The following is a 12521-nucleotide window of genomic DNA, read 5'->3' as shown; positions in this document are numbered from 1 at the left end:
GGACGAGAGTCATGAAAATAGTCATTGATACCCATACTCATACTATCGCTAGCGGCCATGCTTACAGTACGGTCTTAGAGAATGCGTTAGCAGCAAAAAATAAGGGGCTGGAGCTTCTTTGTATTACGGATCATGCTCCTGAAATGCCAGGTGCCCCCCATTACTGGTATTTTAACAATCAAAGGATTCTGCCCCGATTTCTCCATGATGTCGGCATCTTGCGTGGTGTCGAAGCCAACATTCTAAATACAAAGGGGGAAATTGATCTTCCTAACTCCAGTGACCAACATTTGGACTGGGTTATTGCCAGCTTTCATGAACCCGTGTTTTCACCGTCCACGGAAGAAGCGCACACAGAAGCGCTGATCAACGCTATGCAAAGTGGCCGAATTGATGTGTTAGGGCATACAGGGAACCCTAACTACCCGTTTGATATGCGCAGAGTTTTACAGTGCGCGAAAGACTTAAACATTGTTGTCGAAGTAAACAACACCTCACTAACTGGTAAAAGCCGTAAGGGCAGTGACAAGCGTTGTGACGAAATTGTCCGTCTAGGAAATGAAATAGGTGTGTATTTCACCACGGGTTCAGACGCGCACTTTTGTGAGGAAATTTCAAAACTCGACAAAGCCATAGACCTGCTCACTAAACACCAAGTACCGAAAGAGAGAATTGTATCGACATCGTCGAGCCGCTTTCTAAATTTCCTGCGTCTACGCGGCAAAGCAACAATCCAAGAATTTGAACATTTATATTAATTTTCGAGAGTTAAAATGACTGAAACAAACAACAGAAAAAAACTCGCTAATGCAATCCGCGCGCTAAGCATGGATGGTGTTCAACAAGCTAACTCAGGTCACCCAGGTGCACCAATGGGTATGGCTGATATCGCTGAAGTTCTTTGGCGTTCTCACCTAAATCACAACCCGTCAAACCCAGAATGGGCTGACCGCGACCGTTTCGTACTGTCAAACGGCCACGGCTCAATGCTGATTTACTCTCTGCTTCACCTAAGCGGCTACGAGCTATCAATTGACGATTTGAAAAACTTCCGTCAACTGCACTCAAAAACACCAGGTCACCCAGAGTACGGCTATGCACCAGGTATCGAGACGACGACTGGTCCTCTAGGTCAAGGCATTACCAACGCGGTTGGTATGGCGATTGCTGAGAAATCTCTTGCAGCACAATTCAACAAAGAAGGTCACGACATCGTTGACCACTTCACTTATGTCTTCATGGGTGACGGCTGTCTGATGGAAGGTATCTCTCACGAAGCATGTTCTCTAGCAGGTACGCTAGGTCTAGGTAAGCTGATTGCTTTCTGGGATGACAACGGTATTTCTATCGATGGTGAAGTCGAAGGTTGGTTCTCTGACGATACACCTAAGCGCTTCGAAGCATACGGCTGGCACGTAATTCCTGCAGTAGACGGTCACGATGCTGACGCGATCAATGCAGCGATTGAAGCGGCAAAAGCGGATCCACGTCCAACACTTATCTGTACTAAAACCATCATCGGTTTTGGTTCACCAAACAAAGCGGGCTCTCACGACTGTCACGGTGCACCACTAGGTCACGACGAAATTGCAGCAGCACGTGAATTCCTGGGTTGGGAACACGGTCCATTCGAAATCCCTGCTGACATCAAAGCAGAGTGGGATGCAAACGAAGCGGGTAGCGCAAAAGAAGCAGCTTGGAACGAGAAGCTAGCGGCTTATGAAGCGGCTTACCCAGAGCTAGCAGCTGAGTTTAAGCGTCGTGTGAACGGTGAGCTTCCAGCTCAGTGGGAACAAGAAGCAAGCAAGATCATTGCTGATCTTCAAGCTAACCCAGCAAACATTGCATCTCGTAAAGCGTCTCAAAATGCTCTAGAAGCGTTCGGTAAGATGCTTCCAGAATTCATGGGCGGCTCTGCTGACCTAGCACCATCAAACCTCACCATGTGGTCTGGCTCTCAGTCGCTGACGGCTGACGATGCGTCTGGTAACTACATCCACTACGGTGTACGTGAATTCGGTATGACGGCGATCATCAATGGTATCGCTCTGCATGGTGGTTTCGTCCCTTACGGTGCAACCTTCCTAATGTTCATGGAATACGCTCGTAACGCAATGCGCATGGCTGCACTGATGAAAGTGCAAAACATCCAAGTTTACACTCACGACTCTATCGGTCTGGGTGAAGATGGTCCGACGCACCAACCGGTTGAGCAAATCGCATCACTACGCGTAACGCCAAACATGAGTACATGGCGCCCATGTGACCAAGTAGAGTCTGCGGTGGCTTGGAAATACGCAATTGAACGTAAAGACGGCCCAACATCGCTTATCTTCTCTCGTCAAAACCTAACACAGCAATATCGTGACGCTGAGCAGCTAGCAAACGTTGCTAAGGGTGGTTACATCCTGAAAGATTGCGAAGGCACGCCTGAGCTAATCTTTATTGCGACAGGCTCTGAAGTTGAGCTAGCAACAAACGCTTACGCTGAACTGACGGCTGAAGGTAAGAAGGTACGTGTAGTGTCTCTTCCTTCTACTGACGTATTTGATGCGCAAGATGAAGCATACCGTGAAGCGGTTCTTCCTGCGGCAGTGACTAAGCGTATTGCTGTTGAAGCAGGTATTGCGGATTACTGGTACAAGTATGTTGGTTTCGGTGGCAAGATCATCGGCATGACAACATTCGGTGAATCTGCGCCAGCGGGTGAGCTGTTTAAGATGTTTGGCTTCACAACTGAAAACGTTGTAGCGACTGCGAAATCGCTACTGGCGTAAGTGCTTTTGTACGGTATAAGAAGTGAGATGTTTCTCTTATGCCGTACAACCTGCCTCAAGAATCGACAGTCATCCCTCTCATCAACACTCTTATGAATGTGATTTTTTGAGCCACATTTACCTTCATAGTGTTAATATTATTTAACTGCTAGTGTATGCCTAGAATGATCAGTTTCTAAATAATATTATCTTTCGATGGAAATATCTTATCTCTTGCCTAATTAAAAGCAATATATCAGAAAATAACAGCGAATAATTTATCCACGATTCACATTAACCTTTTGAGAAAGTATGTTATCTAGACATTACTCATTATAAATGGACAATAACGGATATTTTGTTGTGTGTAATAAGTCGTAGAGCACTGCAGGAAATTAGAAATAATGTTCGAAACAACACGAATAAGATTGATGCTTCATATGGCAGATGTCTACATTAACGGCCCTTTGAGGCACAAAGGTGCCAAAAATATACATAAACAACTCGCCCGAAGCCAAGAGCAAGCTCTAGACTGCTTGTTCAAGCGATGGTCTCCAAGTCCTCTTCATGTATGGAACTTAGTCGATCCACACCATACATTTGACCCTGAAGAAATCAAAGTTATTGAGCAAGTAGTCACTATTATCGGCGCTGATACATTCCAAGCAGATATAGATAAAGTAAAACAATTTCTATGATAATCGAATGATTTATAGGTGCTGCTTGACATTAATATAATGTGATAAAAACGTTACCTATCTATCAAATTTCCTTAATGTGAATAAGAATTATCTTTTTGTGTTACATCTTTGCGTAAAAAATACTTTTGAATCAAACGGAGTTAATTCTCCAGTTTAATCACAATAAAAGATGCAGGCACAACATGTTAACTATTAATAAAACGAAAATAGCACTACTAATTAGTACGGGCATACTTAGCTCTACTATTATTCAGTCATCCTATGCAGCTAACGTTCCAGCCGGAACTAAACTAGCAAAAAAACAAGAATTTGTACGAGGTAACGGTACCGAAGTGGCAACCATTGACCCTCAAAAGTCAGAAGGTGTTCCAGAGTCAAACGTCATCCGTGATTTGTTGGAAGGTCTGGTGACACAGGATGCCAATGGTCAAACCATTCCGGGTGTGGCCGAATCTTGGGATACTCCTGACAATAAGACCTTCACTTTCCACCTCCGTCACAATGCTAAATGGTCCAATGGCGATCCTGTGACCGCGGGAGATTTCGTCTACAGTTTCCGCCGAGCAGTGGATCCGAAAACTGCGTCACCTTACGCTTGGTATCTTTCCTCAACCAAGATGAAAAACGCGCAAGATATTATCGAAGGTAAGAAAGATATATCTGAATTAGGTGTTGAGGCCGTTGACGACTACACACTTAAAGTCACATTGGATACCGAAGTACCTTATTTCGTTAAGATGTTGGCTCACACCACTATGATGCCTGTACATAAAGCGACAATTGAAAAATGGGGCGAGAAGTGGACCAAACCGGAGCACTTTGTTGGTAATGGCGCATACCTTCCGGAAAAGTGGGTGGTGAATGAGCGATTAGAGCTGAAGCGAAATCCTAATTACTGGGATAATGAACACACAGTGATCAACAAAGTCACTTTCTTGCCTATTGAGGATCAAGTCGCTGAAATGAACCGTTTCCTGTCGGGTGAAATTCAGATGACCAACGAAGTGCCAAACGAGCATTTCCATCGCCTTCAAAAAGAGTATCCGCAGGATGTCGCCATCAAGGGCAACTTATGCAGCTATTACTATCAGTTCAACGCAATGAAAGCACCGTTTAATGATGTAAGAGTCCGCAAAGCACTGTCTTATGCTATTGACCGTGACATTATTACTAAAGCCATTTTAGGGCAGGGACAGAAACCCGCTTACTTCCTAACGCCAGAAATCACCGCGGGATTTTCGCCACAATTGCCGGAATACGGCAAGCTAACGCAAAAACAAAGAGATGAGAAAGCGCGGGCGTTGCTGGCAGAGGCTGGTTACGATAAAGACCACCCGCTAGATTTCAGCCTGCTGTATAACACGTCGGGAAATCACAAGAAAATTGCGGTAGCTATTTCGTCGATGTGGAAGAAAAAACTCGGGGTTAATGTTCACCTGGAGAACCAAGAATGGAAGTCTTACCTAGCGAGTAGGGACCAAGGCAACTTTGACGTCACGCGTGCTGCGTGGTGTGGAGACTACAACGAAGCATCGACCTTCTTAACTTTGATGATGAGCGATAACGTCAATGGTGGTGTTCATTATAAGAGTCCAGCTTATGATGCCATTATCGACAAAGCCCTCAACTCAAAATCCGAGTCTGAGCGCACTCAGCTCTACTATGACGCAGAGGCACAACTGTCGAAAGACATGCCTTTAGCTCCAATCTATCAATACGTGACGACACGTCTCGTTTCACCTCAACTTGGCGGTTATCCCGAAGGGAACGCGGAAGACAAGATCTACGCAAAAGACCTTTACATCAAAGCTAAGTAATCAGTGTTAAAAAGTCAGCAAGGACTCTGTATGTGATCGTACATGCAGTGTCCTTCTGTTATTCATAATTTCAAACTGGACACGTTTATGATTAAGTTCATCATGAAGCGGATATTGGAAGCAATACCAACGTTATTGGTGTTGATCACCGTATCTTTTTTTCTGATGCGTTTTGCACCGGGTAACCCTTTTTCAAGTGAACGCCCACTTCCCCCTGAAGTCATGGCAAATATTGAAGCTAAATATGGCCTAGACAAGCCAGTATTTGAGCAGTACACGACCTACCTATCTAACGTCCTCCATGGAGATTTTGGTCCCTCATTCAAGTATCAAGATTACACGGTTAACGAATTGATCGCTGTGGCACTGCCGGTATCGGCGAAAGTGGGGTTAGTCGCATTTATCTTTACCCTCATTATGGGAGTCACAGTCGGTACGATTGCCGCCTTAAAGCAAAATACCTGGGTCGATTACACCATTATGTCGACCGCGATGTTAGGTGTCGTGATGCCATCCTTCGTGTTAGCTCCGGCACTGATTTACTTGTTCTCACTGCACTGGCACCTGTTTCCAGCAGGGGGGTGGCACGACGGTGGTCTGAAGTACATTGTACTACCCGTTATCGGGATGTCGCTTTTGTATGTGGCGACTTTCGCTCGTATCACTAGAGGCAGCATGATAGAAACGCTCAACAGTAATTTCATTCGTACAGCGCGAGCCAAAGGGCTGAGTTATTCCTACATCGTTCTTAAGCATGCGTTAAAGCCTGCTTTACTGCCTGTAGTGTCGTATATGGGGCCTGCTTTTGTCGGCATTATTACTGGCTCCGTTGTTATCGAAACTATTTTTGGCTTACCGGGTATCGGCAAGCTGTTTGTTAACGCGGCTTTTAACCGAGACTATTCGTTAGTGATGGGAGTGACCATTCTGATTGGTTTCCTCTTCATTCTATTCAACGCCATCGTGGATATTTTGCTTGCGATGATCGACCCGAAAATTCGTTACTGAGGAAGTGAGTGATGCTAACGAAAAAAGAAAACTTGGAAGCTGTCGAGAAGTTTTCAGAAAGTTTAGAAATTGAAGGTCGAAGCTTGTGGCAAGACGCGCGAATTCGTTTTATGCGAAACAAAGCTGCGATGGTGAGTTTGTTGATTCTGTTTGTAATGACCATGGCAGTGATTTTCCTTCCTATGGTTGCAAGTTACACCTTTGATGATACGGATTGGTATGCCATGCACGCTGCACCAAGTGCAGATCACTGGTTTGGGACGGATAGCTTAGGACGAGATCTCTATGTGCGAACGCTAATCGGTGGACGTATTTCATTGATGGTTGGTGTGCTCGGTGCTCTGGTTGCTGTGCTTATTGGGACCTTGTATGGGGCGACCTCTGGATTTATCGGAGGCAGAGTGGACCGCGTGATGATGCGTGTGCTTGAAATTCTCTATGCAGTGCCATTTATGTTTCTGGTGATCGTGTTAGTAACCTTCTTTGGTCGCAACATCGTGTTGATTTTCGTCGCTATCGGCGCAATTGCCTGGTTGGACATGGCCCGAATAGTACGTGGTCAAACGTTAAGTCTTCGTAGTAAAGAGTTTATCGAGGCAGCTCATGTCAGTGGTGTGAGCAACTGGCGAATCATTACACGCCATATTGTGCCGAATGTATTGGGTATTGTTGCGGTTTATTCGACACTACTTATTCCGAGCATGATTTTAACCGAGTCGTTCCTATCGTTCCTTGGATTAGGCGTGCAAGAGCCAATGACAAGTTGGGGCGCGCTGCTGCAGGAAGGGTCTCAGACAATGGAAGTGGCTATTTGGCAACTGGCTTTCCCTGCTATTTTCATGGTGGTCACACTATTTTGCTTTAACTACGTTGGCGATGGTCTTCGTGACGCGCTGGATCCAAAAGACAGATAGTCGTGACTAAGGAAAAATAATGAGTTTATTAGATGTAAAAGATCTGCGAGTTGAGTTTAAGACGCAGGATGGCTTAGTGACGGCAGTGAATGACCTCAACTTCGCGTTAAACCAAGGCGAAACGTTGGGGATCGTCGGCGAGTCTGGTTCCGGTAAGTCACAAACCGTTTTCTCGATTATGGGTTTACTGGCAAAAAATGGCATTGTCTCTGGTAGTGCTAAATTTGAAGGTCGTGAAATTCTTAATCTGTCTGAAAAAGAACTGAATAAAGTTCGTGCAGAACAGATTGCAATGATCTTCCAAGACCCAATGACTTCTCTCAATCCATACATGAAGGTCAGTGACCAATTGATGGAAGTCCTGATGCTGCACAAAGGGATGGGTAAAACGGAGGCGCTTGAAGAATCTGTGCGCATGCTAGAGGCGGTGAAGATTCCTGAAGCCCGTAAGCGTATCTCGATGTACCCTCATGAATTTTCAGGAGGTATGCGCCAACGCGTGATGATCGCCATGGCTCTGTTGTGTCGCCCTAAGCTGTTGATCGCCGATGAGCCCACCACTGCGTTGGACGTTACAGTTCAGGCGCAGATCATGGACCTATTGAATGAGCTGAAAACTGAGTTCAATACGGCGATCATTATGATTACCCATGATTTGGGTGTAGTCGCTGGTTCCTGCGACAAGGTATTGGTTATGTATGCAGGCCGTACCATGGAGTATGGAACTGTGGATGATATTTTTTATAACCCAAGTCATCCTTATGCAGAGGGCCTGCTCAAGGCTATTCCTCGATTGGACACGGAAGGGGAGATACTCCCTACTATTCCCGGCAATCCACCTAACTTGCTTCGCTTACCACCGGGCTGTCCTTATCAAGAACGTTGCCATCGTGCTATTCCACAGTGCAGCGTTACGGCGCCGGCGTTAGAGAACTTTGCTGATAATCGCCAGCGAGCCTGCTTCTCTGATTGGGAGACTTGGACCAAATGAATGCTATGAAAGATAACAAAAACCTGCTGTTAGATGTAAAACAGCTCAAAGTACACTTCAGCATTGCTTCGAAATCCGCATGGCCTTGGAGTAAAGCTTCTGAGTTGAAAGCGGTCGATGGAGTCAATGTCCGTCTTTATGAAGGAGAAACACTCGGAGTAGTAGGTGAGTCAGGTTGCGGTAAATCCACATTTGCACGTGCGATAATTGGTTTAGTTGAAGCCACCGATGGTGAGGTGGTCTGGCTTGGGAATGATCTTACTAAAATGCACTCTGTGCAGCGCAGGGAGACGCGTAAGGACATCCAGATGATTTTCCAAGATCCGCTGGCGTCTCTCAATCCTCGCATGACAGTAGGAGATATCATTGCTGAGCCCCTAGAGACATTTTATCCAGAGCTTGGCAAACAAGAAGTGAAGCAACGCGTTAAAGAAATGATGGCGAAAGTCGGTTTATTACCTAATGTGATTAACCGCTACCCCCATGAGTTTTCTGGTGGTCAGTGTCAGCGTATCGGTATTGCCCGAGCACTGATTCTGCGTCCCAAGATGATCATCTGCGATGAGCCAGTATCAGCATTGGATGTATCGATTCAAGCACAGGTAGTGAATTTATTGAAAGCACTACAAAAGGAACTAGGACTGAGTTTGGTCTTTATTGCTCACGATCTGTCGGTAGTCAAACACATATCAGACCGAGTGTTGGTGATGTATTTAGGAAGCGCGGTAGAGTTGGGAGAGTCAGAGGCGTTGTTTGCTGAGCCAAAGCACCCTTATACTCGAGCTTTGATGTCAGCGGTACCAATACCAGATCCTCACATTGAGCGCTCGAAAACCATCGAGATGTTGGAAGGGGATTTGCCTTCTCCAATCAATCCACCTTCAGGTTGTGTTTTCCGTACTCGCTGCCCACTAGCCAATGAAACCTGCGCCAAGGAAAAGCCGATACTAACTGGTGACGAAGCGCACTCGGTATCTTGCCTGTTAGCATAATAAAACGGCGGCAGTGACTCTGCCGCCTTTATGCAACGTTTTTATCGCCTCCTTCCGTAACTTAAACTCAGTCTTATCAACCAGTTCTGCCACCATGGTTCCAATAGTAAGGGGGGATGTAAGTCGGTGATTCAGCACTGTACTGGTGTTATATCAATGTTATGATGATGCTTTGTGCCAGCGTCGGAGTTACTATGTCTAAACCACTCAACCAATGTATTGTGCCTATGTATCCAACGATACAGGCCCTGGATGTGGAAGGTTTAGAGCCGGGTGAGCATAAATTTTGGTTTGCGGTTGCCACCGACGCTATAGGTCATCCCCAGACGTTGCCCGTTCGTGTGTTCAAGGGCTCTCGCTCTGGAAAACGGATTATGATTACCGCTGGTATCCATGGTGATGAGCAAAATGGGATCCTAACGGCTCAGCAATTGGCTAGAGAGCTGATTGGTAAAACGAATGCCGGTACGGTCACCATTGTGCCGACAGTGAACCTGTCTGGGATCGCGCGCCACAGTCGTGATTACCACTCCGCTGCTCCGGATAGTTCCACCTCGAATTTGAATCGTGTTTTTCCCGGCAGCCCAGATGGCGATGATGCGAATCGTTTTGCGCACAGCCTTTGGACCAACCTTCTTCAGCCCAACGCCGATCTGGCCATTGATCTGCATTCCCAAACTTCGGGCGCGGCGTATCCACTGTATGTCTTTGCCGATTATCGACTTGATGACGCCATTCGAATGGCGCGTCTGCTGAACCCCGATGTGATTTTAAACGACCCAGGAGACCCAGGCATTCTTGAAACTGTGTATAACCGAGCAGACATTCCCTCAATTACGATTGAAGTTGGCGTCGGGCGCTATTCTGACCTAGACATGGTGCAACGTGCGGTAGATGGGGTGCTGAATATTCTGCGATCGTATCAGTTAATTGATGGTGAAGTGGTGCCGCAAACTCTACCTTGTACAGAGGGCGAGCAAATTGTAAGTATTCGAGCGAATCAAGGTGGGTTTGTGATCAGCCATGTTGAGTTGCTCGATAAGATATCAGAGGGTCAAAAAATAGCGACACAATACAACAGTTTTGGTGATGTTATCGAAGAGTACTTGTCACCTTCAGACGGCGTGGTGATCAGTCACAACGTAGAGTCGGTAAGAGCACCGGGTTCACTACTTGTTCGGTTAATTAAATAACGGCCACAAAAAAGCTCTCTAAAAAGAGAGCTTTTTCATGATTTCAAACGACAAATTGACTAACTCAGCAAAATAGAGGTTTCTAAAAGGTGCTGAGCGTTATCTAGTAGCTGTGGGTAGCTATTCATGATTTGCTTAAATTTGTCATCGATAGAGTCTATGCAAACCAAAGAGTTGAACATCTCTACTGCCTGATCAGGGTTAACACTCAGTGTGTTTTTGAGTGCTTCCAAATTGATATGGTTAGCGTGTTCTACTCTTGTGATTGCTGTGTCGACCATATCGAAGGTAATAGAGTTTATATTTTGTGTCATCGGATAGGTCACTTATATAGTTTTTACTAGAAAAAAGTAAGTCCAGTGCGTCTCGATGATACTGGATAAAAAGTGAGTTTCTTATGATTAAGATCATGTCTTGTTTGATTTTAGGCAGGACGACGTATAAACACACTGCTTTTCTAATATCGATTTTAAGTAACAAACGTTGTCAATTTAGGGCTTTGAATGTTGTGATTGTTGTCCGAGTTAGTGGAGCGCATTGCTTCAGGTGCTAGCGGAACTCCCAGCTAAAACAGTTATGCCCCTTTTCGTGTTCACAGCATCCCCAAAAATTACAGTCATCCCTTTGAAAAAGGGGATCTCATTCAGCGCGTCGCGAAGCTGATTTACGTGACTTAGTCGAAGGTTTTCAGTTGCCTACACGCGGTAGGAGCTCCTCACTTTCGTGAGGATGACGGCTATTGGGGGCATGTTAGAAATGAAGGGATGCAGAGTATCTCTGTCCCATTAGACTTCATACCCTATGACTCACCGCCATACTCAAAAATAAAGTACAATTTTTTGAAGAAAGCTTGCTGTGTTATAAAAGATTTGTTATTCATAAAATATGAAACGAATTTATGTAAACGCAATTAACACGACCACTACCACCACGATAGATTTCGGGGGGTAGCTTTTTGCGTCTTTAAAAAAACCTCTGAGCGAAATTGCCAGAGGGTTTTTTTATACCTAAAATTCTAATTTAATTAGTGAAAATCAAAATTTTCTGAGTTGAACAGAATAGACAAGCTTTACTTGGAGCAGATATGAAATTAGCAAAAAATGAAAAGATGGATAACTCGGCTCCGCAGGTGCGTGGTGAAGCAAAGGCTCCTTCTGGTGCAGCTGAAACAACGCCAGTCATCATTTACGGCAAGCGTCGTATCAAGGATGGCATGTTAGAAGAGTTTAAGCTCCAGTATCAAGCGTTTTCCAAGTCTGTCTACGAGAGCAATCCAGACGTTAAGGCTATCTTTGCATTTCCTGACAAAGAAGAACCATTGGTTTACTGGCATGTTATCTGGGTTAAGAGTGCAAATGCTTTCGCTAACGATTGGGGCCGACCAACTGAGAGTGAACCGTTATGGGCTACTTATAAAAGCACAGCAGAAGATCCTGATACACTGATTGTGTATGGTGGTTGGGATAAGGATACACTTGCTGAGACTCAGAATATTCCATGTGTGCGTTACGATTTTAAGAAAAGCATGGCTGGTTTTATTAAAGCTGATGGCGGAGGAGAAGAGGGCCCTGCATTATTTGGATTTACAATGCGCTATGTTAAACCAGGCCAGATGAAAGAGTTGGGGACTTCTTTTCAGACTGTATGTAATTTATGGTATGAAAAAATTCCAGGGATCTTAATGGCCGCTGCATTTCCTGATGAAAAGACCCCGAATTTAGTCCATGACTTAAGACTCTTTGCAAACCATAGCGCATTTTTGGCGCATGTAGATAAATCAGATAAAGAGTTGACGGAAGCGATGGGGAGGTGGTTTGAAAACTACGACACAAGCATCCCATTCTCGGGTCAGCTTTACGCCGCCAGCACGAAAGATGATGCTTTGCATACAAGCTCGATCAAGTCCAGTTCAACCCCGAGAGCCCAGCTTGAGACATTCCATTTTGGGAAGTCTGGTATGTTGGGCCAGATGCCAAATATGACGAGAAACGACTCGTGAACAATCGACTCTAATAATTCGCAAAACCAGGCCAATGTTACGGCGCGTCATGCCTCTACATTGGCAGGTGCGCAATGCATTAACCATGGTATTACCTAATCTAAATTGTTTATGTCCATAAACATCGTAACCTACATATTTAATGCGACT

At 45.2% G+C, this 12521-nt stretch carries 11 protein-coding genes; 10 read left to right on the top strand and 1 reads right to left on the bottom strand.

Annotated elements, in window-relative coordinates; genetic code table 11:
* Positions 1–11: 11 nt before the first annotated feature.
* From VME0621_RS06435 to VME0621_RS06395, 9 genes are all read left to right on the top strand, one after another.
* Complete coding sequence (locus tag VME0621_RS06435; protein WP_062457502.1) at positions 12–758, top strand: phosphatase; 747 nt, start codon at positions 12–14, stop codon at positions 756–758.
* Positions 759–773: 15 nt separating this feature from the next.
* The gene (gene tkt / locus VME0621_RS06430) at positions 774–2777 is read left to right on the top strand and encodes a transketolase (protein WP_062457505.1); all 2004 of its coding nucleotides are present in this window, start codon (positions 774–776) and stop codon (positions 2775–2777) included.
* A gap of 383 nt (positions 2778–3160) precedes the next feature.
* On the top strand, positions 3161–3454 hold the full coding sequence (locus VME0621_RS06425) for a hypothetical protein (protein ID WP_088877549.1): 294 nt from the start codon (positions 3161–3163) through the stop codon (positions 3452–3454).
* Between the two features lie 185 nt (positions 3455–3639).
* Positions 3640–5274, top strand: coding sequence for an ABC transporter substrate-binding protein (locus VME0621_RS06420; protein ID WP_062457510.1), 1635 nt, complete (start codon positions 3640–3642; stop codon positions 5272–5274).
* Positions 5275–5361: 87 nt separating this feature from the next.
* Positions 5362–6282, top strand: a complete 921-nt coding sequence (oppB, locus tag VME0621_RS06415) for an oligopeptide ABC transporter permease OppB (protein WP_031495785.1) — start codon at positions 5362–5364, stop codon at positions 6280–6282.
* 11 nt (positions 6283–6293) lie between these two features.
* Positions 6294–7196 (top strand): oligopeptide ABC transporter permease OppC, encoded by a 903-nt coding sequence (oppC, locus tag VME0621_RS06410; RefSeq protein WP_062457513.1) that lies wholly within the window; start codon positions 6294–6296, stop codon positions 7194–7196.
* A 19-nt stretch (positions 7197–7215) separates the two neighbouring features.
* Positions 7216–8187 (top strand): ABC transporter ATP-binding protein, encoded by a 972-nt coding sequence (locus tag VME0621_RS06405; RefSeq protein ID WP_062457516.1) that lies wholly within the window; start codon positions 7216–7218, stop codon positions 8185–8187.
* A 5-nt stretch (positions 8188–8192) separates the two neighbouring features.
* Complete coding sequence (gene oppF / locus VME0621_RS06400) at positions 8193–9179, top strand: murein tripeptide/oligopeptide ABC transporter ATP binding protein OppF (RefSeq protein ID WP_062457732.1); 987 nt, start codon at positions 8193–8195, stop codon at positions 9177–9179.
* Between the two features lie 194 nt (positions 9180–9373).
* Entirely contained in the window at positions 9374–10372 is a 999-nt protein-coding gene (locus VME0621_RS06395; protein WP_062457519.1) for a succinylglutamate desuccinylase/aspartoacylase family protein, read from the top strand.
* Between the two features lie 59 nt (positions 10373–10431).
* Here the strand turns inward: VME0621_RS06395 and VME0621_RS06390 are convergent, their stop codons facing one another.
* Positions 10432–10686 carry a hypothetical protein gene (locus tag VME0621_RS06390; RefSeq protein WP_006071801.1) on the bottom strand — a complete coding sequence of 85 codons (255 nt, stop codon included), beginning with the start codon at positions 10684–10686 and terminating at the stop codon, positions 10432–10434.
* A gap of 770 nt (positions 10687–11456) precedes the next feature.
* Here VME0621_RS06390 and VME0621_RS06385 point away from each other — a divergent pair.
* On the top strand, positions 11457–12371 hold the full coding sequence (locus tag VME0621_RS06385; RefSeq protein WP_062457523.1) for a hypothetical protein: 915 nt from the start codon (positions 11457–11459) through the stop codon (positions 12369–12371).
* Positions 12372–12521: the final 150 nt, after the last annotated feature.

Source organism: Vibrio mediterranei, assembly GCF_900088415.1.
Taxonomy (GTDB): Bacteria; Pseudomonadota; Gammaproteobacteria; order Enterobacterales; family Vibrionaceae; genus Vibrio; species Vibrio mediterranei.
This window is presented reverse-complemented; position numbering and strand designations above follow the sequence as displayed.